Here is a 24,024-nt window from a genome sequence, read left to right on the forward strand (position 1 = left end):
CGTCGTCCTCGTCACGCACGATCCGGGCGCCGCCGAGGCACTGAACCCGGAGCGGGTCATCCTGCTGCCTGATGGGCAGGAAGATCACTGGTCCCAGGAGTACCTCGAACTCATCCAGCTCGCCTGATTCGTCCCATCCCCGCTGGCTGAGCGAGTTTTCGGTTTGTTGATCACGCGTCGATCGGTGATCTAGCCTGGAAACCGGGGCTCGCTCAGCTGACCGGAGGATGTCATGGCGGAGAGCACGGGGATCGGCGGGGTTTCCGGCGGGGTTTCCCGGGGGGCCCGAATCACCGGGGAATCGCGTGACAAACTCCGCGACGAACTGAAAGCCCAGTACGAAGCCGGTGCGAGCATCCGCACCCTCGCCGAACAGACCGGCCGCTCGTACGGGTTCATCCACAACGTGCTCGTCGAGGCGGACGTGACACTGCGGCGGCGCGGTGGGCCGAACCGGCGTAAGAAGACTGTTTGACCAGGCTGTTGCCGGATCGGGGAGCTTCTGGTGGAATCCGCCCAGCCGGACCCAACAGGGATTCCAGTTTCGATCGGCCGGTCCGCGAGATTCTGCCGTCCGGCCAGGGCTTGCGGTATCACGGAAAATCGCCAGCTTGAAGGTCCGCGGTATGTACTGTCCGAATCATGCGTATGCGGGCTGTAGCTGCGTCCTTGCTGCTCGCTGCCGCCGTGGCCGGTTGCGCGAGTACCGGTACGGGCGGTGATGGGCTCGACTCGCCCGTATCTTCGCCACCGAGTGAGGAATCTCAGCTCTACTCCGCTGCGCTGCACCAACTGGTTCTCGTCGACAATCCCTTCGCGAGATCGCCGTCGCCGGTCGGGTACGTCTACGTCGTCGACAGTTCGCAGTTCGACACCGACCTGAAGAACGACATCACCGCACAGTCCGGCGATCTTCCCTCTGTCGAGTTCGTTGCAAGCCCTGATCAGCGGGCAGATGTCGGAAGACAAGGCTTGACTGGCGTCGAGAACGACGGAGTCATCATCGAGCTCGATCCGACGCAGCGACAGGACGACGGGAGGGCCCACGCCGGCGTACGACTATGGTGTGGCATCGATTGCGGAATCGGGCTCACCTACGTCCTCGAGCGCATCGACGGACAGTGGACAGTCACCGGAACGACGGGCCCCGTTACCATTTCCTGAAGCATGGTTCTTGTTCGGTGCGCCACCGCTACGTCGTCGCGCGAGGCTGTAACTGGACTCCGCGGGGAGGCCGCCGTTTCCATTCGACACGGATGCCTACGGATCCCCGCCGGGTCGCCACCCACACACAACGCCGACGTCCATCCAGGAATGGCCCGCTAGACGTTTGCCGGTGGGCGGCCGGATGAGGAACCGCCGAGCCGTACTCGCAGCGTCGCCAGGCCGGGGCCCTCGAGCTCGTTCGCGACATCGCCGCGTCCGGCGATGGACATGAGCAGGGCCTCGCCGGGTCCGCGGACTTCAGGTCCGCTTCCCGCGGTCCAATCCAGGTCTGTTGCCGCCAATCGAAGGCCCCGGATCCGTCGGTGTGCGCCTATCGGGGGCGCGATGCGCGCGAAGTCGAGAGCGGGTACGAGCGCCTCGACGGGGATATCCCGGGGGAGGCCGAGCGGCCGACGAATGTCCTGCTGGTGGATCATGCCGTCGACGAGTGCGATTCGGCTCCCGAATGCGGTGGTGAGTCCTCGGGGCTGCAGGCTGCGATCCAGTAAGTCGAGCAGTTGGTGTGGGCTGTGCTCTGCGAAGTCGTCCAGCCCGATCGCGTTGGCGCGGTCGAACCGCAACCAACCGCGAGCGAACCTGCTCGCCACCCCGCCGGGGCCCAGCTCTTCGTAGCTCAGCATGTGGGCAACGACGTCGCGGACGCTCCAGCCCGCGCACAACGATGGCGTCTGCCACTGCTGTGGGGTGAGTGAATGCAGGAGAGTCGCGAGTTGGGTCCGCTCGGCGCGGGCCAACTCCTTCACGTCACGCATTGCAACTCCCGGACTGGTCCAAGACCACGAGTAGCCCGTGCCCATTGCCGGCCGTTCCCCTGTTGTGCCGCGGTCGGCGATCAGTAGCCATGACGCAGTATCACTCGATCTCGGCCGGCGGCGGGCCGGTTACGCGCGAACGCCCGCAGCTGATGAAGGGACGAGTCGGTTCAGGTATCTCTGCGACGCACCGATTCCTCGACGAGATCGAGCACGGCCGAGAGGTTCTCGCCGCCGTGGCCGGAGGCGATGCGTGCGATCAGGCCGTCGAGGACCAGGTCGAGGTAGTCGAGCAGAACGTCGGTAGGCAGGTCGTCGCGCAGGCGTCCGGCCGACTTCTGGCGCTCGAGGCGGCGGACGGTGGCCTCGGTGAGTTCGGCACTGCGCTGCGTCCAGTCGCGGGCGAACTCGGGGTCGGTGCGCAGCCGTCGGGCGATTTCGAGTCGCGTTCCGAGCCAGTCGAACTGCTCGGGGGACGCGAGCATGTCGCGCATCACCTGGACCAGACCGCCCTCGGCGACGACGTCGGCCATGCGTTTGGCGTCCTCGTGGGCAAGGGCGAGGAACAGTCCGTCCTTGTCCTTGAAGTGGTGGAAGATCGCACCGCGCGAGAGCCCGGTGGTTTCCTCGACGCGGCGCACGGTGGCGCCGTCGTAGCCGTACTGCGCGAAGCACTGGCGGGCCCCGTCCAGAATCTGGCTCCGCCGCGCCGCGAGATGGTCTTCACTGACCTTGGGCACAGCCGACATCCTTTCGTACGAAACTGCAACGGCGGGCCCGAGACTGACGTCCCGAGCCCGCCGTCAACGCGCTGAGTGATCCCGGGGGACCGGGATCACACGATCAGGTGACTAGCCCCGGATCATGTTGCGCAGCACGTACTGCAGGATGCCGCCGTTGCGGTAGTAGTCCGCCTCACCGGGGGTGTCGATGCGGACGACCGCATCAAACTCTGTACGAGACCCATCCGCCTTGGTCGCGGTGACCTTGACCGTCTCCGGGGTGACGCCCTCGTTCAGCTTCGCGACGCCCGCGATGTCGAAGGTCTCGGTGCCGTCCAGGCCCAGCGAGCCTGCCGACTCACCTGCCGGGAACTGCAGCGGGACGACGCCCATGCCGATCAGGTTCGAGCGGTGGATGCGCTCGAACGACTCGACGATGACGGCCTTGACGCCGAGCAGGCTGGTGCCCTTGGCGGCCCAGTCGCGCGACGAACCGGAGCCGTACTCCTTGCCGCCCAGCACGACCAGCGGGATGCCGGCGGCCTGGTAGTTCTGCGACGCGTCGTAGATGAACGACTGCGGGCCACCCTCGAGGGTGAAGTCGCGGGTGTAGCCGCCCGAGACGTCGTCGAGGAGCTGGTTGCGCAGACGGATGTTCGCGAACGTGCCGCGGATCATCACCTCGTGGTTACCGCGACGCGAGCCCAGGGAGTTGTAGTCCTTGCGCTCGACACCGTTGGCGTCCAGGTACTGCGCGGCCGGGGTACCGGGCTTGATCGGGCCGGCCGGGCTGATGTGGTCGGTGGTGACCGAGTCGCCGAGCAGCGCGAGCACGCGGGCGCCCGAGATGTCGGTGACCGGAGCCGGATCCATCGTCATGCCGTCGAAGTACGGCGCCTTGCGGACGTAGGTCGACTTCTCGTCCCACGCGAAGGTATCGCCCTCCGGGGTGGCCAGGGTCTGCCAGCGCTCGTCGCCTGCGAAGACCGTGGCGTAGGACTTGCGGAACATGTCCTGGCTGATGGCCGACTTGATGGTGTCGTCGATCTCCTGCGCGGACGGCCAGATGTCCTTGAGGAAGACGTCGTTGCCGTCCTGGTCCTGACCCAGCGCGTCGGTCTCGAAGTCGAAGTCCATGGTGCCGGCCAGCGCGTACGCGATGACGAGCGGCGGGGACGCCAGGTAGTTCATCTTGACGTCGGGGGAGATGCGACCCTCGAAGTTGCGGTTGCCGGAGAGCACCGCGGTGACCGACAGGTCGTGCTCGTTGATCGCCTTGGAGATCTCCTCCGGCAGCGGACCGGTGTTACCGATGCACGTGGTGCAGCCGTAACCGCCGAGGTAGAAGCCGAGCTTCTCGAGGTACGGCCACAGGCCGGCCTTCTCGTAGTAGTCGGAGACGACCTGCGAACCCGGAGCCATGTTGGTCTTGACCCACGGCTTGGTCTCGAGGCCCTTCTCGACCGCGTTGCGGGCGAGCAGAGCGGCGCCGAGCATGACCGACGGGTTGGAGGTGTTGGTGCAGGACGTGATGCCGGCGACCGCGACGGCGCCGTGGTCGAGAACGAACTCGCCGCGCTCGGTCTTCACCGTCACCGGCTTGCTCGGGCGTCCGTGCGAACCGTTGGCGGCCGACGGAATCACCGAGGCGACGTCGGAGACGCCGGCCGTCGAGGCCGGGTCGGACGCCGGGAAGGACTCCTCGACGGCCTCGTCCAGCGCGGAGTGGGCGGCCTCGGCACCGTTGGTGACGTAGGTGACGATGTCGCGACGGAACGCGTCCTTCGACTCCGACAGCAGGATGCGGTCCTGAGGACGCTTCGGGCCGGCGATCGACGGCACGACCGTCGACAGGTCCAGCTCGAGGTACTCGGAGTACGCGGGCTCGTGGTCCGCGTCGTGCCACATGCCCTGCTCCTTGGCGTACGCCTCGACGAGCGCGAGCTGCTCCTCGGAACGTCCGGTCAGACGCAGGTAGTTGATGGTCTCGCCGTCGATCGGGAAGATCGCTGCGGTGGAACCGAACTCGGGGCTCATGTTGCCCAGGGTCGCGCGGTTGGCCAGCGGCACCTCGGCGACGCCCGCACCGTAGAACTCGACGAACTTGCCGACCACGCCGTGCTTGCGCAGCATGTCGGTGACGGTGAGCACGACGTCGGTCGCGGTCACGCCGGGCTTGATCTCACCGGTCAGCTTGAAGCCGACGACGCGCGGGATCAGCATGGAGACCGGCTGGCCGAGCATGGCAGCCTCGGCCTCGATGCCGCCGACGCCCCAGCCCAGCACGCCCAGGCCGTTGACCATCGTGGTGTGCGAGTCGGTGCCGACGCAGGTGTCGGGGTATGCCTGACCGTTGCGGGTCATGACGGTGGGCGCCAGGTACTCGATGTTGACCTGGTGCACGATGCCCATGCCCGGGGGGACGACCTTGAAGTCGTCGAACGCGCCCTGGCCCCAGCGCAGGAACTGGTAACGCTCGCCGTTGCGCTGGTACTCGAGGTCGACGTTGCGCTCGAGAGCGTCGGCGCGGCCGAAGACGTCGAGGATCACCGAGTGGTCGATGACCATGTCGGCCGGGGAGAGCGGGTTGACCTTGTTCGGGTCGCCGCCGAGGGCGGTGACGGCCTCACGCATGGTGGCGAGGTCGACGACACAGGGCACGCCGGTGAAGTCCTGCATGATCACGCGCGCGGGGGTGAACTGGATCTCGACGCTCGGCTGCGCCGAGGGGTCCCAGTTCGCGATGGCGCGAATGTGATCGGCGGTGATGTTGGCACCGTCCTCGGTGCGCAGCAGGTTCTCGGCGAGAACCTTCAGCGCGTAGGGCAGCTTCTCGGTGCCGGGGACGGACGCGAGGCGGAAGATCTCGTACGAGTTGTCTCCGACCTCGAGCGTTCCCTTGGCGCCGAACGAATCAATACTGGTGGTCACGTCAGCTCCACTCGTCTTTGAGGTTCGCCGTCGACGGGGCTGTGTCGACGGCTGAAGCGAGGCACGCGAACAGGACCCGATTCGGTCGGCGGACCGAACCCGACAGTTCCGCGGGCGTCTCGAAACGAGTCTAACAGTACGCTTGTCCTGTGAGACTGCAGGGTATTGCCGAGTTCCGGCCGGGGCTGACGGGCCTGCTCGCGTCGGTCCAATCCTCACGCAGTCGGCGCGCGGGCGCAACGGACGAGGCGGTCTCGGCGGCGGGCCGTCACGTACTGTGCAGTGCACGCTTGCCCTTCGTCACCGAACCCGGATGAGAGATGTCTGCTCCTATCGCGCATGCCCTGCTCCCGCTCGTCGCCACCATTCCCGATGGCGTCTCCGTCGACTCGGTGCTCGCGGACCTCGCGGACGACGGAGTCTCGGCGCCCGCATCGGACGTGGAGGGTCTGCGCGACGTCGTGATCCGCGCCGAGGAGCACGGGATCAAGCTCAGTGTCGTTGTCGTGGACAAGGATCCGGGCCGATCCGAGCAGTTGCGGGACCTCGCGACCGAGGTGGGGCAGACCGAGGGCGGCACGGTGCTGGTGCTCGGACCGTCGGCGCCCGGCACCTACAGCGACACCGTGAGCCGGGTCGTGCTCGAGGGTGCGCAGGACCGCACGTACACCGGTAACGCCGTTGAGTCGGCGAACAACTTCGTCGACGAGATCACCGAGCCCGGTACGCCGTGGGGCCTCGTCACCGCCCTCCTGGTGCTGGTGGTGGTGCTGGTGGGCGGGGTGTCCTACTTCGCGAAATCGCGCCGTGGACCCGCCCCCGCGTCTGCCCCGTCCGGTCCGGCCGTGGGCGCCGATGCCGATTCCGACGGGGACAGCGCCGCCCGCTGACGCCCGGCGTTCGCCGCCCGAACTCCCACCCACCGTCCCGACCGCCCGTACCTGCGCGAGGGCCGTCGATTCGGCGTATTCGCGCCATTTCCCCAGGTCGAATTACGTCCACGTCATTTGTGACAAGAGTTCACCAGAGAGCGCAAAGTGTCGTACGGTGCCAATGGCACTTTTTGGGGAAGAAGTGTCGCGAGAGTGATGTGACGATTCGCGTGACCGTTGTGCCGTCACGCGATCTGCGCGTCGCCGGCGGTGCCGTCGGCGTACCTCCCCGCACGGGTCGGACAAGCCGCCGGCCCGGTCACAGCCTTAGGGAGGGTGTTGTGAGGAGGAGGGGTTCTAGGAGTTCACGCGGTGGCGTGCGACGTCCGGGCTTCTCGCGGACGCGTTCACGGTTCGCCCGAGTCGTGTTGGGTGTGAGCATCGTCGGCGCGCTGGTAGCGGGGACACCGGGCATCGCGGCCGCCGTGCCGCCGCCACCGCCCAATCCGTCCGATGCCGAGATCCAGAGCGGCAACGCGCAGGTCTCGGAGGGCGTCGTCCAGGTGGGTGACCTCATCAACCGAGTGGCCACCGCGAACCAGGAGTTGTCGCGGCTCGACGACGAGGTCGCGATCAAGCGCGAGGACGTCAATCGCGCCCTCGTCGACCTGCAGAGCGCTCGGGACGCCGCGGATGCCGCGGGCGGCATGGTGGCGCAGAGCCAGCAGGCGCTTCGTGACGCCGGAACGCAGATCGAGCAGGCTCAGAAGCGGTTCACCGACTACGCGGTGTCGAGTTACACCAAGGGGCGCAACGTCGCGTCGCTGTCGTCGTACTTCGGTGCCGAGGGGCCCGACGACATCCTGGACCGCGCCCAGATCATGCGGGTGCTGTCGGCGAGCCAGAAGGCGGTTCTCGAGAACCTGCAGCGGGCGCGGACCGAGCAGGCCAACCGGGACTCCGCCGCCCGCGAGGCCAAGCAGCGCGCGGACGCCGCGGCAAGCGAGGCCGAGTCGAAGAAGGCGGAGGCGGAACAGGCGATCGTCTCGGCCCGGAGTGCGCTCGAGGAACAGGCCACCCGGAAGGCTCAGATCGAGGCCGACCGCAATTCGGCCCAGGCGCAGCTCGACGCCGCCCGGAGCAACGTTGCCGGACTGCAGGGCCAGCGCGAGGCATACATCAACTGGGACAACCAGCGGCAGGCGGAGGAAGCAGCCGCTGCTGCCGCCGCTGCCGCCGCCGCCGAGGCCGCGCGGCGGGCCGCGGAGGATCGCGTGGCGAACGAGCGGGCGGCCCAGCTGGCGGACGGTGAGCGCCCACACACCCAGATCGACGACGGGGACTCCGGCTGGACGCCACCGGCCCAGTCCCAGCCACGCCCGATGTCTCCGGCCGTCACCGGGAGCGCGGCGATCGAGACGGTGATCGACCGTGGCATGTCGCAGCTGGGCGTCCCGTACGCATGGGGTGGCGGGAACGCCAGCGGCCCGACACTGGGCATCCGCGACGGCGGCGTCGCCGACAGCTTCGGCGACTTCGACAAGGTCGGATTCGACTGCTCGGGACTGATGATCTACGCGTTCGCCGGTGTCGGAATCTCCTTGCCGCACTACACCGGATATCAGTACACGGCGGGCACCCAGGTGGCGTCGTCGGACATGCGTCGTGGCGACATGATCTTCTACGGCCCGAACGCGAGTCAGCACGTCGCCCTCTACCTCGGTGACGGGCAGATGCTCGAGGCGCCGCAGTCCGGGTCGATCGTGAAGGTCTCGCCGGTGCGGTGGGACGGGATGACGCCCTACGCTGTCCGTATGGTGTCCTAGGTCACCTCGCCTGCGTGCGGGGAACGGGTGACACCTGGAATAGTTGAGCGGACAGTCGAGTCGATGAGAACGATCTAGGTGGAAGCGGGGATTCTTGGTGACCTCACGTGACGGCGCGGTAGCTGGGTCCGGCTCGGAGGGAGCGCACGCGAGCGCGGGGGCGCCGGCGTCCGATCTCGCTCGTGACGTGCACACCCTCGAGCGGGCGATCTACGAGGTCAAGCGAGTCATCGTCGGGCAGGACCGCCTGGTCGAGCGCATGCTCGTCGGCGTGCTGGCCAAGGGGCACGTGCTGCTCGAGGGCGTTCCGGGCGTCGCGAAGACGCTGGCCGTGGAGACGTTCGCGAAGGTCGTCGGCGGATCGTTCTCCCGCGTGCAGTTCACCCCGGACCTCGTGCCCACCGACCTGATCGGTACCCGCATCTACCGGCAGGGCCGCGAGCAGTTCGACACCGAGCTCGGCCCGGTCGTGGCGAACTTCCTGCTCGCCGACGAGATCAACCGCGCACCCGCGAAGGTGCAGTCGGCGCTGCTCGAGGTCATGGCCGAACGCCACGTGTCGATCGGCGGCAAGACGTACCCGATGCCCGAGCCGTTCCTGGTGATGGCGACGCAGAACCCGATCGAGAACGAGGGCGTCTATCCGTTGCCGGAAGCCCAGCGCGACCGCTTCCTGTTCAAGGTGCTCGTCGACTACCCGTCGGTGGAGGAGGAGCGCGAGATCGTCTACCGGATGGGCGTCGCCGCTCCGGAGCCGCATCAGGTTCTCGACGCGCACGAACTCGTCCGACTGCAGAAGGTCGCGAGCACCGTGTTCGTCCACCACGCGCTGGTCGACTATGTGGTCCGTGTGATCGCCGCGACGCGCACGCCTCGACAGTTCGGCCTCGACGACGTCGCCGGTTGGATCGCCTACGGGGCGTCGCCGCGCGCGACGCTCGGCATCATCTCCGCGTCCCGCGCCCTGGCGCTGCTCCGCGGACGCGACTACGTCGTCCCGCAGGACGTGCTCGAAGTCATTCCGGATGTGTTGCGCCACCGTCTGGTTCTGTCGTACGACGCGCTCGCCGACGAGGTGTCGCCGGACGACGTGATCACCCGGGTGCTGCAGACCGTCGGGCTGCCGCAGGTCGGCGCCCAGCCGGTTGCGCCGGTGGCACCGCCGGCGTTCGAGCCCGCGCACCTGTCCTCGTCGGGCACGCAGCAACAGTGACCCGTCGCGCGGGAGCAGTGCCGTCGTTCCGCTCCGGATCGCTGCGCGACCCGGAACTGACCGCCGCCCTGCGGACCCTCGAACTGACCGTCCGCCGACGCCTGGACGGGGTGCTCCACGGCGATCACCTCGGTCTGATCCCCGGTCCGGGCTCCGAACCGGGCGACGCCCGCGAGTACCAACCCGGTGACGATGTGCGCCAGATGGATTGGTCGGTGACCGCCCGCACCACCCATCCGCACGTCCGGCAGACGGTCGCCGACCGGGAGCTCGAGACGTGGCTCGTGGTCGACCTGTCGTCGAGTCTGGACTTCGGAACCGTCGGGTGCGAGAAGCGCGACCTCGCGGTGGCCGCGGCCTCGGCCATCACCTACCTCGCCGGCGGCAGCGGGAACCGGATCGGTGCCATCGTCGCCACCGGGGATCGGACGGTGCGGATTCCGGCGCGTGGGGGCCGCGTCCACGCGCAGGCGATGCTCCGGCGCATCGCGTCCACCCCGCACGCCGCCGACGGTGTCCGCGGCGACCTGCGCGGCGCGCTCGAGTCGCTCCGCCGCCCGGAGCGCCGACGCGGTCTCGCCGTGGTCATCAGCGATTTCCTGGGGCCGATCGACTGGGAGCGCTCGCTGCGCGCCCTGTCCGGCCGGCACGAACTGCTCGGCGTCGAGGTACTCGACCCGCGCGATACGGCGCTGCCCGACGCGGGCGACGTCGTGCTGTTCGACCCCGAATCGGGTCGGACGCGGGAGTTCTCGACGACACCCCGGTTGCGCGCCGACTTCGCGCGCGCCGCGCAGTCGCATCGCGACGACGTGGAGGCCGCGCTGCGACGCTGCGGGGCACCACGACTGAGCTTGAGTACCGATCGGGACTGGATCGCCGATGTCGTGCGGTTCGTCACCTCCCGTCGGCACAGCTACGGCGCTCCCGGGACCCGGGCGGCGCGCGGATGAGCCTGTCGCAGTTCGCTTCTCCCTGGTGGTTGTTGTTCCTGGTGGTCGTGGCGGGGTTGGCCGCGGGCTACGTCGTCATTCAGCGTCGCCGCCAGAAGCACGTGTTGCGCTTCGCGAACATGGAGCTGCTCGAGAAGGTCGCACCCAACCGGCCGAACCGGACCCGGCACATCCCGATCGCCCTGATGCTCGTCGGGCTGGTCTTCCTGACCGTCGCGCTCGCCGGGCCGACCGCCGACAAGCGGGTCCCGCGGAACCGCGCGACGGTGGTGCTGGTGATCGACGTGTCGCTGTCGATGAAGGCCACCGACGTCGAGCCGAGTCGTCTCGCGGCCGCGCAGGAGGCGGCGAAGTCGTTCGCCGACGGCCTGACTCCGGGGATCAACCTCGGGTTGGTCGCGTTCGCGGGCACCGCATCGGTTCTGGTGTCGCCGACGCCGAATCGCGACGAGACCAAGGCCGCGATCGACAACCTGAAGCTCAGCGAACGGACCGCGACCGGTGAGGCGATCTTCACCTCGCTGCAGTCGATCGACACGCTCGCAGCGGTTCTCGGCGGCAGCGAGCAGGCGCCGCCCGCCCGCATCGTGCTGCTCTCGGACGGCAAGCAGACCGTGCCGGAGAGCCCCGACGACCCGCGCGGTGGGTTCACCGCGGCCCGGCAGGCGAAGGACAAGGGCGTGCCGATCTCCACGATCTCGTTCGGTACGAGCTACGGCACCGTCGAGATCGAGGGCGACCGCATCCCGGTGCCGGTGGACGATCCCTCGCTCCGGGAGATCGCGAACCTCTCGGGCGGCAACTTCTTCACCGCGTCCAGCCTCGAGGAACTACGCGACGTGTACGACACACTCGAGGAGCAGATCGGTTTCGAGAACGCCCGCGGCGACGCCAGTCGACCCTGGCTCGTCCTCGGCGTGCTCTTCAGCGCGGCGGGACTCGCGACGGCACTCGTGCTGCGGCAGCGCCTGCCCTGATCTGGTCCGTTACGTCGAATTCGTCCACCTCCGCCCGAAACCGGCAACCGAACAGATAGGTTGATCGCATGTCGAAATCCAGCTCCCCGTCCCGTTCCGTGCTCGTGACCGGAGGCAACCGCGGCATCGGCCTGGCCGTCGCGCAGCGCCTTCTGGAGGACGGGCACAAGGTTGCCGTCACTCACCGCGGGTCGGGTGTGCCGGAGGGCCTGTTCGGCGTCAAGTGCGATGTGACGGACGCGGAGTCGATCGACCGTGCGTTCAAGGAGGTCGAGGAGCATCAGGGTCCGGTCGAGGTCCTGGTCGCCAACGCGGGCATCACCGACGACACGCTTCTCATGCGGATGGACGAGGAGCAGTTCTCGCGCGTCATCGACTCCAATCTGACCGGCGCCTTCCGATGCGCCAAGCGCGCCAATCGGGCGATGCTGCGCGCCCGTTGGGGACGGATGATCTTCCTGGGCTCGGTCGTCGGCCTCGCCGGCCAGGCAGGCCAGATCAACTACGCGGCGTCGAAGGCCGGCGTCATCGGCATGGCGCGGTCGATCACCCGTGAACTGGGGTCGCGGTCGATCACCGCGAACGTGGTGGCACCGGGCTTCATCGAGACCGACATGACCGCGGAACTGTCGGAGGACCTGCGCGACACCGCCAAGAAGTTCATCCCGCTGCAGCGCCTGGGCAAGGCCGAGGACGTCGCCGCGGTGGTCAGCTTCCTCGCCTCCGAGGACTCCGCGTATGTCTCCGGTGCCGTGATCCCGGTCGACGGCGGCATGGGCATGGGCCACTAGGCCCTCCCGAAACATCACGCACCCACAGACTTTCATCTACAGGAGAAGCAACATGGGCGGACTGCTCGCGGGCAAGACCATTCTCGTCACCGGAATCATCACCGACGCATCCATCGCGTTCCACGTCGCGAAGGTGGCGCAGGAGCAGGGCGCGAAGGTGATCATCACCGGGTTCGACCGGCTCCGGCTGATCGATCGCATCGCGCAGCGTCTGCCGGAGCCGGTGCCGCCGGCCGTCGAGCTGAACGTCCAGGACGACGAGCATCTCGCGACGCTCGCCGACCGGGTCCGGGAGTTGGCGCCCGAGGGCATCGACGGGGTCGTGCACTCCATCGCCTTCTCGCCGCGCTCGGGTCTGGGTGCCCCGTTCCTGGACGCACCGTGGTCGGACATCTCCAAGGCAATGGAGATCTCCGCGTACTCGTACGCCTCGCTTGCCAAGGCGCTGCTGCCGGTCCTCAACGACAACGCGTCCATTGTCGGCATGGACTTCGATCCGTCCCGTGCGATGCCGTTCTACAACTGGATGGGTGTGTCCAAGGCCACGCTCGAGGCGGTCAACCGGTACGTCGCCAAGGAGGTCGGCGTGCGCGGCATCCGCTCCAATCTCGTTGCGGCAGGGCCGGTCAAGACGCTGGCGGCGAAGGCCATCGCCGGCGACGCGACCGGTGCCGGCGACGAGCTGAACAAGCTGAACACCGCGTGGGACAGTGCCGCGCCGATCGGATGGGACGTCGACGACCCGACCCCCGTCGCCAAGAGCGTGTGCACGGTGCTCTCGGACTGGCTGCCCGGCACCACCGCGTCGATCATCTACGTCGACGGCGGCTTCCACGCGGTGGTCGGCTGACCCGTCCACGGCGGTGTTTCGGCGACGGGCGAGAATGAGGGCATGAGCGGTCAGCAGGAGACGGAGTTCGACGCACTACTCGTGCTCTCGTTCGGGGGGCCCGAGAAGCCCGAGGACGTGCGGCCGTTCCTCGAGAACGTGACCCGGGGCCGGGGGATCCCGCCCGAGCGGCTCGACGCCGTCGCCGAGCACTACATGCACTTCGGCGGGGTGTCGCCGATCAACGCTCTCAACCGCGACATCATCGAGCGCGTCGAGGCGGATCTGCGCGTCGCCGGGATCGATCTGCCGGTGTACTTCGGCAACCGCAACTGGCACCCGATGGTGGAGGACACCGTCGCACGCATGCGTGACGACGGTGTCCGCACCGCGCTGGTGTTCCCGACGTCGGCTTGGGGCGGGTACTCCGGCTGCCGGCAGTACCACGAGGACATCGTCCGGGCCCGTGCGGCGGTCGGCGCCGACGCTCCGACGCTCGCGAAGCTGCGGCAGTACTACGACCATCCGCTCCTGATCGGGGCCTTCGCCGACGCGATCCGCGTTGCGCGACAGCAGCTTTCGGGGAACGTGCGGGATCGCGCGCGGCTGGTGTTCACGGCGCACTCGGTTCCGATCGCCGCCGATGCCGCCGCCGGGCCCCCGGCCGAGGGCGGGCATCTCTACAGCCGGCAGGTCGCCGAGGCGGCCCGCCTGTGTGCGGAGGCCGTCGGCGTCGACGACTTCGACCTGGTGTGGCAGTCGCGGTCCGGTCCGCCGCAGGTGCCGTGGCTCGACCCCGACATCTGCGATCACCTCGACACGGTGGCCGCCGCGGGTGCCCCGGCGGTGATCGTGTGCCCGGTCGGGTTCGTGTCCGACCACCTGGAGGTGGTGTGGGACCTCGACACCGAGGCCCGCGACAAGGCCGCGGAACTGGGCATCGAGTTCGTCCGGGTCGCGACGCCGGGCACCGATCCGCGTTTCGCTCGGATGGTGCGCGCGCTGGTCGAGGAGCGGCGAACCGGCACGGCGCCGGCTCGGCTCGGACGGGAGCCGCTGCTGGGCGCCACCGTGGACGGGCTGCCCTGCGCCACCGAGTGCTGCGCGCCGGCGCGTCGTCCGGCGGGTCGCTGACGCCGGACCCGCCGGCGCGTTTCCGAATGGAAACGCGGGATGTGGAGGGCTATGTTGGGCGGGTGCACGACACCCTCTATCACCGCTTCGAATTCTCGTTCATCGTTCCGCTGCTGACACTTTCGCGGGAGGCGACGATCGCGGAGGAGTTCGGCGGCCGCGTCGACGAACGTTCGGGGCTGCAGCTGCTGACGGTGACGACCGAGGGCATGCGCTGCGCGACCGCCGGTATGAGCCTGGTGGACCAGTTGGCGGCGCGGGGGGTGCGTCCGCTGCGCACCCATCCGGATCTCGTGACTCGGCAGGACGTCGCCGACCGTGCCGGGGTCACCCGCCAGGCGGTGGGGCAGTGGGTGCGCGGCGTGCGGCAGAAGGGAACCCCGTTCCCGGTGCCGTTCAACACCGTCTCCGGCGGCATCTGGCTGTGGGGCGACGTGTACGCGTGGCTGCGGCACCACGACTACGGTCGCGACACCGGCCTGCGATACCCCACCCTCGACGAGCACGTGCGGATCGACCGGCACATCGTGATGAACCACCGCGACGACTGAGCCGTCTCGGGGCCGTCTCGGAGCGGTCAGGCCCGGTGTGCTGACCCCGCGCACGCGGACACCGCGGCCACCCGGGCCGAACGGACCGCCGCCCACAGTGGGCGCAACAGTTCCTCGCGGGCGGCGGCGCTGGACGCCGACGGCGCCTCGGTCGGTGAATCGTCCTCGGCGACAGCGAGAATCGTGGCCACCTGGTCGGCGGAGTCGAGGATGCGCAACGCCCGCGTCGGGATCGCGTCGGGGTACCGATGGTGGGCGCGGTCGTCGAGCGCCTCGGCGATGCGCCGGCGGGGATCGCCGTCGGCGCGGCCGGTCTGCACCGACGACAGGCGCAGCAGTGCGTCGGCGGCGCCGCGGATGGCCTCGCGCATCGCGTACTCGGCCTCGCCCAGTCCCGTGTAGTCGGCCGCCGGCGGCACCGTCGCGATCGGAAAGACCGTCCACCGCAGCACGTCCGGTCCCTCGATCACGGGCACGAGTCCGGTTCCCGGATGCCCGGTCTCGCCGACGATCACGCCCTCGCCGGCCTCGAGCGCCGCCCGCGCGAAGCCGGTGCCGGCGGGCAGGCCGCGCACGTCACCCGGTGCCGGTAGGACGAGACGCACCTCGGCCCCCGCGGGCGCGGTGCCCTGTCGCACGATGCGCAGCAGGAGCGGCCCCGCGCCGTCCTGAACGCCCGGCCAGTCCAGCCCGGCCGACTGCGCGGTTGCGGCGTCGGAGGCGCCGACGATGTGCATCGGCGCCCACTGGTGCAGGGCGTCGATCACGTCGTCGGGGGCGCTGTCGCCGGCGAGCCAGGAACCGGCCCACACGGTCAGCGTCGCGCTGGGGGAACTCACGGTTAACGAGCATAGGACGGCGTGGCGACCGGCGCGCGCACGCCTTGCTCGCATAGCGTGAAGTGCCGTGAACGCGAGCAACAAGTACGGCGACATCTACGCCGGCCACCCCCGGACCCGGAAGCCCTCGATCCCGAAGGTGCCGGCGGAACGGGACCTGGTGGTCGAGGACGCCTCGACCGGATTCTGCGGGGCCGTCGTCGGCTTCGAACGCACCTACGACGGCGACTTCGTCCGACTCGAGGACGGTGCCCGGCGCACCCGACTGTTCGCGATGCGCGAGGCCGCGTTCCTCATCGACGGTCGACCCGTCACCCTCGTCCGTCCCGCGCCGCAGCAGCAACAGAACGCGGCGGCGCAGCGTTCGGCGTCCGGTTCGACGCGCGTCGAGGGCCTGCGGGCCCGCACCGCGCTGCCCAGCCGGATCTGGGTGGAGGGCGTCCACGACGCCGCGCTCGTCGAGCGGGTCTGGGGGCACGACCTGCGCGTGGAGGGCGTCGTCGTCGAGCATCTGGAGGGGCTCGACAACCTCGCGGACCGGTTGGTCGAGTTCCAGCCGGGTCCGGGACGCAAGGTCGGTGTGCTCGTCGACCATCTGGTCACCGGTTCCAAGGAGGAGGGGCTGACGCAGGGGCTCGGCCCGCACGTGATGGTCACCGGCCACCCGTACATCGACGTCTGGGAGGCGGTGCGACCCAAGGCGGTCGGGATCGACGCGTGGCCCAAGGTGCCGCGCGGCCAGGACTGGAAGACCGGTGTGTGCGACGCGCTGGGCTGGGGCACACCGCAGGACGGGTGGCGCCGCGTCTACGGCGCGGTCAGCAGTTTCCGGGATCTCGAGGCCCCGCTGATCGGTGCCGTCGAGCGGCTTGTCGATTTCGTCACCGTCGATTGATCCACAGCCGGGTCCGCGGTCCCGGCGGCCGCGTCCCGAGTTCTGGTTAGATGGTGGCGTGGCAGCTCTGATTTGGCTGGTGGCGGGGGTGTTGTTGGCGGCTGCGGAGGCGTTGGCGGGGGAGTTCTTCCTGCTGATGCTCGCCGGTGGCGCGTTGGCGACGGCCGGCTTCAGCGCGGTGACCGACTTCCCGGTGTGGGTCGACGCGATCGTGTTCGGTGTCGTCTCGGTCGCGCTGGTCTTGGGGGTGCGCCCGGTGTTGTTGCGGCGCTTCGAAGCTCCACCGCTCAAACTGACCAATGCGGCCGCGTTGGCCGGCAAGCAGGCGCTCGTCCTCGAGGAGGTCGGGGCGCACGCCGGGCAGGTCAAGCTCGACGGTGACGTGTGGACGGCGCGTCCACTCGACGTCACCGAGGTGTATCCGCCGGGCACGACTGTGACGGTGATGGAGATCGACGGCGCGACCGCCGTCGTGTGGAGGGGACCGTAGAAGACATGGCAGCACTGATAGTTCTGGCGGTACTGGTCGTACTCGTCGTCGTAGTGGTCGCGAAGTCGGTGGCCCTCGTGCCGCAGGCCGAGGCGGCCGTGATCGAGCGGCTCGGCCGCTACGTCAAGACCGTGTCCGGTCAGCTCACGTTCCTGATCCCGTTCGTCGACCGGATCCGGGCCAAGGTCGATCTGCGTGAGCGCGTCGTGTCGTTCGCGCCGCAGCCGGTCATCACGCAGGACAACCTGACCCTGTCGATCGACACGGTCGTCTACTTCCAGGTGACCAACCCGCAGGCCGCGGTGTACGAGATCAGCAACTACATCGCCGCCGTCGAGCAGCTCACCATCACCACCCTCCGCAACGTGGTCGGTGGCATGACCCTCGAGGAGACGCTGACCTCGCGCGACTCGATCAACGGTCAGCTGCGCGGCGTCCTCGACGAGGCCACCGGACGTTGGGGTCTGCGCGTCGCGCGGGTCGAGCTCAAGAGCATCGATCCGCCGCCGTCGATCCAGGAGTCGATGGAAAAGCAGATGAAGGCCGACCGCGAGAAGCGCGCGATGATCCTCACTGCGGAGGGCCACCGCGAGTCGTCGATCAAGACCGCCGAGGGCGCGAAGCAGAGCCAGATCCTCGCCGCCGAGGGCGCGAAGCAGGCCTCGATCCTCGGGGCCGAGGGTGAGCGTCAGTCCCGGATCCTGCGGGCGCAGGGTGAGCGCGCCGCGAAGTACCTGCAGGCGCAGGGCGAGGCCAAGTCCATCGAGAAGGTGTTCGCCGCCATCAAATCGGGCAAGCCCACCCCCGAGATGCTCGCGTACCAGTACCTGCAGACGCTGCCGCAGATGGCGCAGGGCGACGCGAACAAGGTCTGGCTCGTCCCGAGCGACTTCGGTGACGCCCTCAAGGGATTCGCGAAGACTCTCGGCGCACCGGGCGACGACGGTGTCTTCCGCTACGAGCCCACCCGCACCGAGGACGAGGACCTGCCGCGGCCCGAGGACGACTCGGAAGAGGTGGCCAGCTGGTTCGAGACCAAGACCGACCCGGCCGTCGAGCGGGCGGTCCGTGCGGCGGAGGCCGTCGCGCGGACGCCCGTCGAGAGCCCGCTCACCCAGGAACACCTGCTCGGCGGCACCGACGAGCCCGGCGAATTGCCTCCCGGCAAGGAGTAGGCCGTGCCGCGGTGACGCGGCCGCGGGCCTGTCGAGCGACGCACGCACGTCGCGGCATCGGCCATCGGGGCATTGTCGTCATCGGAGGTGGGTGCCGAGGAACTCGACCACTCGGGGCACGACATGGTGCGCGTGGGTCATGACGCCGCCGTGGCCGGCGTCGGGGACGACGCACAGTTCGGCAAGGGGCATCTGTTCCACTGCCGCTCGGGCCTGGGTCGGACCGAGCAGTGGATCGAACTCGAAGGCGACGGCAAGAACCGGAACGTCGATCTTCGGCAGCCGGTCCATCCGGCCGTGGTCTCGGAGCCAGGCGTGAGACGCACGTGCCTGGGCGACTTCGCCGTCGCTCGACGTCCACTGCGCACTCTGATAGGCGGACATGGCGGCCCACTGTTCGACCATGGGCGACGCTGTGGCCAGTGCTGTGGGCGGCAGTGCCGTCAGGAGGGTCTGCATGGTCATCACGTCCGCAGGCAGAGCGCCCAGTTGATCTATCAGGGTCGATTCGCTGTTGACGACGGCATGCAGGAGGGGCGTGGTCGGACCGGGGCCGGCGATGAGGACTGCGGCGGCGAAGAGCTCCGGCTGTGTGGCGAGCAGGTGTTCGGCGGTGAAGCTGCCCAGCGAGTAGCCGACCAGTGCGGGTGGGCGGTCGAGATCGAGGGTGGCGATGAGGGCCAGCAGATCGTCGCCGAGGTCCTCGACCGTGCAACTCGCGGACGGTGCCTCGCTCGGTACGACGCCCCGAGATGCATAGGCGATGGCATCGAAGCCGTGATCGACGAGGGCTGGGGTCAGCCCGGCAACGTCCCAGGCGACGGGAGGCATCCCCGTGCCGCCGATCAGGACGACGGGAGGGCCCTCTCCTCGGCGATCCACCCCGAGCCGGATTCGTCCGGTATCGATCATCTCCATGGCAGGGATTCAATCACCGGGAGCTCGGTGGAATGTCGACAATGACCTTCCTCTGACCTTTCGCTGCCGGCGCGGGCGCTACGGCAGCGCGATTGTCGCGAAGCCTCGGGACAGGTCGCTGCTCGGACGGAGCCTGTGGCCTCAGGTCAACAGCGCCCGGCCGACACCGGCGGCGGCCACGGCCCACAGCACGCTGGTGAAGGTGCCGATGATGAACTGCTCCGACGCGTGCGGTTCGCGCAGTTCGGGGTAGCGGGCGAGGCCCTTCACCGCGAGGACGATCGCGATGCCCTCGGGCCAGCCGGCGAGGATCGAAACGGCGACTGCGGCCCGTTCCAGGAGACCGATGACCCGGCCGCCGCGGAGCGGGCCGTCGTCGGGTTCCGGACCGGCGTCGGGCTGGCGGCGGGCGAACCGGAAGGCCGCCAATACCATCGGCGCGCCGCCGGTAGCGGCGGCCGTCACTGCCAGGACGTAGGTCGCGGCGAGTGCGAACCCCGTGACCGGGGGCGCGCCCGTCGCGGCGACGGCCGCACCGCCGAGCGCCAGTACGGCGACCACGGGCGCGATCCGGACGACCGCCCCGGAGTGCGCGGACGACGCCGCGAGGCGGCCCGCGACGGTCCCCACGAGCGCGGCGACCCCGATCAGGGTCAGGCTGAGTACGGTCATCGATCGGCCTTCCGGAGTAGTCGCTCGGTCAGTCGGCGGCCCGCAACCTCGGCTTGCCAGCCCGCGGCGGTGAGTCGCTGGGATACGGCCTGTTTGCTGATGCCGAGTGCGGCGGCGGCCTCGGCCTGCGTGAGGCCGCGTTCCATGAGCGACACCGCGGCGTGCCCCTGTGGGGAGCGGCGCGAGACGAGTAGCGCGACGAGGGTCAGTGCCGCGTCGGCGTCGGCGGCGGCATCCGGGTCGGCCGCCTCGACCGCGACGCCGCCGGGGGCCTTCTTCGCGCGTTCGACGGCCACCCGGGCGGCCTCGAACGCCGGCCCGCGACCGGCCCGCGTCTGGGTCGGCAGCGGTTCCTCGACGATCCCGATACCGATTCCGATGCTCCAATGACCTCGCCGAACGAGGTCCAGCACGAGGTCGACCACGGCGGCAGCGTCGTCGTCGACGGCCTGGACCTCGTCGCCGGCGGTGCGTTCGAACGGGCGGAGCAGGCGTCGGTTCCCGAGATCGGCGAGCAGTGGACCGACGCGGTCGATGTCGCGTCGGCTGCCCCGTTGATCCACGGTCAGAACGAACATAGAGCAAGGCTAAGAGCTTGAAACCGGAAGATCAAGCTTCAAAGCTTTACTTTACGAAGTCCAGTCTCAATCCTTGACTGCCGCCTCGGGGACCGGCGTTCGCGCATCGACGAACAGGCCGAGGACGCCGACAGCGATGCACACTCCCGACACCGCCAGCATCGCTGGATCGGTCTTGCCGGTCAGTGCGTCCGCGAGCAGCACCACCCCGACTGTGCCCGGAACGGTCCCGACGACGGTGGCGACGGTGTAGGGGAGTACCCGGATCGACGACACTCCGCAGCAGTAGTTGACCACCGAGAACGGGATCGCGGCGATCAATCGGAGAGACCCGACCGCGAGCCAACCGCGTCGCGCCAGGCGCGCATCCACCGCCTTCACCGCCGGGTGGGTCAGATGGGCGGCGACCGCATCACGACCGATCGCGCGCACCACCAGCAGCGCGAGAACCGCGCTGACGGTCGTGGCTGCGAGTGCGACCGCGATGCCCGTCGCGGCACCGAAAAGCACGCCCGCGCTGACTGTGAAGATGGTGCGGGGAATCGGTGCCATCGTCACGACGACGTGCACAATGAAGAATGCGACCACGAACATCGGCCCGACCGACTCGGACCACGTCCGGACCTGGTCGATCGAGGGGTGCGGCACCATCGCGGCGGCGACGAACAGCACCGCCAGGCCGACGAGGGCAGCGAGGAGCCGGGGATCCCTCAGTCGCGCAATCACAATCGGCCAGGATACCCGCGCTCGACCTGGTTTCCGTCGGTCTGCCCGGCTATCGACTCGGCCGGCGGCACGTCACGGTGGCGACCGCGCACACGCGTCCGTCCGCGTCGGTGCTCGTCACCCGGGCGACCGCGACCGCGCGACCGGCACGGATCACCTCCGCAGTGAAGACGAGGTCGGCGTCGACGGGAGAAGGCCGGAAGAAGTTGATCCGCAGCGATGCGGTGTGCATCGGCGTATCCGGTGCGCTGACGGCGGCATTGCCGATCAGATCGATCGCGCAGGCCTGGATCCCGCCGTGCATCACGCCGAGCTTGTTGGCCAGGGCCTGGTTCGGCGGCACGATCAGCCGCGGATGCTCACCGGCGCGCTCGATCCGGCCACCGATCCGGACGAGCGGCGCGACCGACGCGGCCGGCACCGAGGCGGCCGTTGCGAGGGGGCGGACCACCGTCGCGCTGCGATCGGTGCCCGCGTCCACGAAGTTTCCCCACGCGGTGCCGGTCGCGATCACCGTGCCGGCGCTGTCGCGGATCTCCGTCGAGCTGGTGCCACCGTCCGCCGTCACGGCCACGACCCGGCCGTCGGCGTGCAGTTCGGGCCCGTGCCACCCGGTGGGTGTGACGAAATCCACTGACAGGTCCGCGGTCACCAGTCCGCTGCGTTCGCCGCGCCGGTCCCACAGCGTGAATCCGAGGATGTCGTCGACGAGAATGCCCAGCGTGGCGGTGGGGGAGGTGGCCCAGGAGTCGAGCCCTTCGATGTCCATCGTGAGCCGGTTGAACCCGTCCAGGCGCTGCGGCGGACGCATCCGGAACAACCTCTGGGGAGTGACGGACACGCCTTCTTCCAGCACGTTCGCAACGCTCATGAGCCGAGGCTAACGAACGTCGGGTGGTCCTCACGTCAGCGGCCACGAGGATGCGGTTAGCATCACAGGTCAGAGGACGACAATCGTCCCATTTGTTTGCCCGATTGTTTTGCCCGATTGGAAGACCGGTCGCCATGAGCGATCGCACGTGAGAGTGAGAGGGAGCCGCCCCGTGTCACCAGCTTCAGAGGCCGAGGACGCCGCGCGCGCCTACTCGGAGTGGCAGCAGGCCGTGGCCGGCGTGCTCGCCAAGTCCCGTCGAGTGGACGCCGCCGAGCTGGGCCCGGAACCGCAGAAGCTTCTCGAGACGACCACCTACGACGGTGTGACGATCTCGCCGTTGTACACCGGACGTGACGAGCTTCCCGAGTCGCCGCTGCCCGGACAATTCCCGTTCGTCCGTGGCACCGATGCCAGCCGCGACGTCAACGCCGGCTGGTTGGTCAGTGCCCAGTTCGGTCAGGACACGCAGAACGCCGCCGAGGTCAACCGCGCGATCCTCGACGGCCTCGAGAACGGCGTCAGCGCCGTGCGGCTGTCGCTCGGCGGCCAGAACCTTCCCGTCGCCGCGCTCGACCTCGCGCTCACCGGTGTGCTGCTGGATCTGGCGCCGCTCACGCTGGACGCCGGTGCCGACACCGCCGCCGCGGCACAGCAGCTCTTCGCCCTGCTCGACCAGCGCGCCACCGCCGGTGACGGTGTCACCGACCGCGCCCAGGTGCGGGCCGGTCTCGGTGCGTCACCGCTGACGGACGCGTTCGCCGGCGCCGCGGGCGTCGAGCTGTCGGATGCCGTCTCGCTCGCCGAGACCGCGGCCGGCCGTGACGAGTCGATCCGCGCGATCACCGTCGACGGCACCGCATTCCACAACGCCGGTGCGAGTGACGCCGAGGAGCTCGGTGCGGCCGTCGCGGCCGGCGTCGAGTACCTGCGGGCGCTCACCAACGCGGGTCTGACGATCTCGGCGGCCCTGGGCCAGCTCGAGTTCCGCCTGGCCGCCACCGACGACCAGTTCCAGACCATCGCGAAGTTCCGCGCCGGCCGCCAGGTGTGGGCCCGCGTCGCGCAGGTGTGCGGTGCCTCCGAGTTCGGTGGCGCGGTGCAGCACGCGGTCACCTCCGCCGCGATGATGGCGCAGCGCGATCCGTGGGTGAACATGCTCCGCACGACGCTCGCCGCGTTCGGTGCCGGTGTCGGCGGCGCCGACTCCGTGACCGTGCTGCCCTTCGACGTTGCACTGCCCGCGGGTGCCGCAGGCGTGTCGAAGTCGTTCTCGGCGCGCATCGCCCGCAACACCCAGCTGCTGCTGCTCGAGGAGTCGCACCTGGGGCGCGTGCTCGATCCCGGCGCCGGTTCTTGGTACGTCGAGGGCCTCACCGAGGAGATCGCGGCCAAGGCGTGGGAGTTCTTCCAGCAGATCGAGACCGTCGGCGGCTACTCCGCGGCGATCGGTTCCGGCGTGATCGGTGACCGCATCGCCGCCACCAAGGCTGCCCGCGACTCCGACATCGCGCACCGCAAGACCGCCGTCACCGGTGTCAACGAGTTCCCGAACCTCGCTGAGGCCCCGCTGCCGGCGGGCGCTGCCGAGGCCGGTGCCACGGTGGCCCGCTACGCCGCGGCGTTCGAGTCGCTGCGCGATCGTTCCGATGCGTTCCTCGCGGCGAACGGCGCACGGCCTCAGGTGTTCCTGGCGCCGCTGGGGCCCGTCTCCGAGCACAACGGACGGTCCACGTTCGCATCCAACCTCCTCGCCTCCGGTGGTATCGAGGCGATCAACCCGGGTCCGCTGGACGCCGGAGACGGCAGCATCGCACCGGCGGTGAAGGAGTCCGGAGCCCGCATCGCGGTGCTGTGCGGCACCGACAAGCGCTACGCGGAGCAGGGCGCGGCGGCCGTGGCCGCACTGCGGGAGGCCGGCATCGAGCAGGTGCTGCTGGCCGGTCCCGAGAAGATCTTCGCTGACGTCGAGGGCGCTCAGCGTCCCGACGGATTCCTTACCGCTCGCATCGATGCAGTGACGGCGCTGTCCGGCCTGCTCGACGCAATCGGCGGCGACAACAAGTGACTGGGAGCATCGAA

The 24,024-nt window shown here is 69.2% G+C and carries 24 protein-coding genes; 15 read left to right on the forward strand and 9 right to left on the reverse strand.

The features are described 5' to 3' along the window. Window positions 1-232 precede the first annotated feature (232 nt). Entirely contained in the window at window positions 233-475 is a 243-nt protein-coding gene (locus DEU38_RS19305; RefSeq protein ID WP_114723021.1) for a helix-turn-helix domain-containing protein, read from the forward strand. 194 nt (window positions 476-669) lie between these two features. Next, window positions 670-1,164: a hypothetical protein gene (locus tag DEU38_RS19310; protein WP_114723022.1), complete on the forward strand. Its 495-nt coding sequence runs from the start codon at window positions 670-672 to the stop codon at window positions 1,162-1,164. 158 nt (window positions 1,165-1,322) lie between these two features. On the opposite strand, the gene DEU38_RS19315 is transcribed toward DEU38_RS19310, so the two are convergent. The 3 genes from DEU38_RS19315 to acnA all read right to left on the reverse strand — a co-directional run bounded on the left by DEU38_RS19315 (window position 1,323) and on the right by acnA (window position 5,632). Continuing rightward, entirely contained in the window at window positions 1,323-1,979 is a 657-nt protein-coding gene (locus tag DEU38_RS19315; protein WP_114723023.1) for a maleylpyruvate isomerase family mycothiol-dependent enzyme, read from the reverse strand. A 170-nt stretch (window positions 1,980-2,149) separates the two neighbouring features. After that, window positions 2,150-2,719 (reverse strand): TetR/AcrR family transcriptional regulator, encoded by a 570-nt coding sequence (locus tag DEU38_RS19320; protein WP_114723136.1) that lies wholly within the window; start codon window positions 2,717-2,719, stop codon window positions 2,150-2,152. Window positions 2,720-2,830: 111 nt separating this feature from the next. Further along, a complete protein-coding gene (gene acnA / locus DEU38_RS19325; protein ID WP_114723024.1) occupies window positions 2,831-5,632 on the reverse strand; it encodes an aconitate hydratase AcnA in 2,802 nt (933 codons plus the stop codon). Window positions 5,633-5,952: 320 nt separating this feature from the next. Between acnA and DEU38_RS19330 the strand changes: the two genes are divergently transcribed. The 9 genes from DEU38_RS19330 (at window position 5,953) to DEU38_RS19370 (ending at window position 14,778) form a co-directional block, all read left to right on the forward strand. After that, window positions 5,953-6,522, forward strand: coding sequence for a DUF6676 family protein (locus DEU38_RS19330; protein WP_258558014.1), 570 nt, complete (start codon window positions 5,953-5,955; stop codon window positions 6,520-6,522). A gap of 359 nt (window positions 6,523-6,881) precedes the next feature. Beyond that, window positions 6,882-8,330, forward strand: a complete 1,449-nt coding sequence (locus tag DEU38_RS19335; RefSeq protein ID WP_181818856.1) for an NlpC/P60 family protein — start codon at window positions 6,882-6,884, stop codon at window positions 8,328-8,330. 97 nt (window positions 8,331-8,427) lie between these two features. Next, window positions 8,428-9,543: a MoxR family ATPase gene (locus DEU38_RS19340; protein WP_114723026.1), complete on the forward strand. Its 1,116-nt coding sequence runs from the start codon at window positions 8,428-8,430 to the stop codon at window positions 9,541-9,543. Further along, window positions 9,540-10,496, forward strand: a complete 957-nt coding sequence (locus DEU38_RS19345; RefSeq protein WP_114723027.1) for a DUF58 domain-containing protein — start codon at window positions 9,540-9,542, stop codon at window positions 10,494-10,496. The genes DEU38_RS19340 and DEU38_RS19345 overlap by 4 nt, the downstream gene beginning before the upstream one ends. Continuing rightward, entirely contained in the window at window positions 10,493-11,473 is a 981-nt protein-coding gene (locus tag DEU38_RS19350; protein ID WP_114723028.1) for a VWA domain-containing protein, read from the forward strand. Before DEU38_RS19345 ends, DEU38_RS19350 begins: the two co-directional genes overlap by 4 nt. 68 nt (window positions 11,474-11,541) lie before the next feature. Next, on the forward strand, window positions 11,542-12,264 hold the full coding sequence (gene fabG1, locus DEU38_RS19355; protein WP_114723029.1) for a 3-oxoacyl-ACP reductase FabG1: 723 nt from the start codon (window positions 11,542-11,544) through the stop codon (window positions 12,262-12,264). 52 nt (window positions 12,265-12,316) lie between these two features. Then, window positions 12,317-13,114: an NADH-dependent enoyl-ACP reductase InhA gene (inhA, locus tag DEU38_RS19360; protein ID WP_114723030.1), complete on the forward strand. Its 798-nt coding sequence runs from the start codon at window positions 12,317-12,319 to the stop codon at window positions 13,112-13,114. 42 nt (window positions 13,115-13,156) lie between these two features. Further along, a complete protein-coding gene (locus tag DEU38_RS19365; RefSeq protein ID WP_114723031.1) occupies window positions 13,157-14,227 on the forward strand; it encodes a ferrochelatase in 1,071 nt (356 codons plus the stop codon). Between the two features lie 62 nt (window positions 14,228-14,289). Continuing rightward, window positions 14,290-14,778: a helix-turn-helix domain-containing protein gene (locus DEU38_RS19370; RefSeq protein ID WP_258558017.1), complete on the forward strand. Its 489-nt coding sequence runs from the start codon at window positions 14,290-14,292 to the stop codon at window positions 14,776-14,778. A gap of 26 nt (window positions 14,779-14,804) precedes the next feature. Here the strand turns inward: DEU38_RS19370 and DEU38_RS19375 are convergent, their stop codons facing one another. After that, window positions 14,805-15,617, reverse strand: a complete 813-nt coding sequence (locus tag DEU38_RS19375) for a hypothetical protein (RefSeq protein WP_114723032.1) — start codon at window positions 15,615-15,617, stop codon at window positions 14,805-14,807. 67 nt (window positions 15,618-15,684) lie between these two features. On the opposite strand from DEU38_RS19375, the gene DEU38_RS19380 reads away from it, so the two are divergent. From DEU38_RS19380 to DEU38_RS19390, 3 genes are read left to right on the forward strand one after another with little or no spacing between them, the layout of a single operon-like run. Further along, complete coding sequence (locus tag DEU38_RS19380; protein WP_114723033.1) at window positions 15,685-16,512, forward strand: DUF3097 domain-containing protein; 828 nt, start codon at window positions 15,685-15,687, stop codon at window positions 16,510-16,512. Window positions 16,513-16,570: 58 nt separating this feature from the next. Next, window positions 16,571-17,002, forward strand: a complete 432-nt coding sequence (locus tag DEU38_RS19385) for an NfeD family protein (RefSeq protein WP_114723034.1) — start codon at window positions 16,571-16,573, stop codon at window positions 17,000-17,002. Between the two features lie 5 nt (window positions 17,003-17,007). Beyond that, the gene (locus DEU38_RS19390) at window positions 17,008-18,177 is read left to right on the forward strand and encodes an SPFH domain-containing protein (RefSeq protein ID WP_114723138.1); all 1,170 of its coding nucleotides are present in this window, start codon (window positions 17,008-17,010) and stop codon (window positions 18,175-18,177) included. A 78-nt stretch (window positions 18,178-18,255) separates the two neighbouring features. On the opposite strand, the gene DEU38_RS19395 is transcribed toward DEU38_RS19390, so the two are convergent. From DEU38_RS19395 to DEU38_RS19415, 5 genes are all read right to left on the reverse strand, one after another. Next, complete coding sequence (locus DEU38_RS19395) at window positions 18,256-19,095, reverse strand: alpha/beta fold hydrolase (RefSeq protein ID WP_114723035.1); 840 nt, start codon at window positions 19,093-19,095, stop codon at window positions 18,256-18,258. Window positions 19,096-19,236: 141 nt separating this feature from the next. After that, window positions 19,237-19,767 (reverse strand): hypothetical protein, encoded by a 531-nt coding sequence (locus tag DEU38_RS19400; protein WP_114723036.1) that lies wholly within the window; start codon window positions 19,765-19,767, stop codon window positions 19,237-19,239. Continuing rightward, window positions 19,764-20,345 carry a hypothetical protein gene (locus tag DEU38_RS19405; RefSeq protein ID WP_114723037.1) on the reverse strand — a complete coding sequence of 194 codons (582 nt, stop codon included), beginning with the start codon at window positions 20,343-20,345 and terminating at the stop codon, window positions 19,764-19,766. Before DEU38_RS19405 ends, DEU38_RS19400 begins: the two co-directional genes overlap by 4 nt. 66 nt (window positions 20,346-20,411) lie before the next feature. Next, window positions 20,412-21,071 (reverse strand): TVP38/TMEM64 family protein, encoded by a 660-nt coding sequence (locus tag DEU38_RS19410; RefSeq protein WP_174910046.1) that lies wholly within the window; start codon window positions 21,069-21,071, stop codon window positions 20,412-20,414. Between the two features lie 49 nt (window positions 21,072-21,120). Continuing rightward, window positions 21,121-21,942, reverse strand: coding sequence for a PaaI family thioesterase (locus tag DEU38_RS19415; RefSeq protein WP_114723038.1), 822 nt, complete (start codon window positions 21,940-21,942; stop codon window positions 21,121-21,123). Between the two features lie 172 nt (window positions 21,943-22,114). Here DEU38_RS19415 and mutA point away from each other — a divergent pair, with 172 nt between their 5' ends. After that, a complete protein-coding gene (gene mutA, locus DEU38_RS19420) occupies window positions 22,115-24,010 on the forward strand; it encodes a methylmalonyl-CoA mutase small subunit (protein WP_114723039.1) in 1,896 nt (631 codons plus the stop codon). Window positions 24,011-24,024: the final 14 nt, after the last annotated feature.

This window comes from Rhodococcus sp. AG1013 (assembly GCF_003350365.1).
Taxonomy (GTDB): Bacteria; Actinomycetota; Actinomycetes; order Mycobacteriales; family Mycobacteriaceae; genus Prescottella.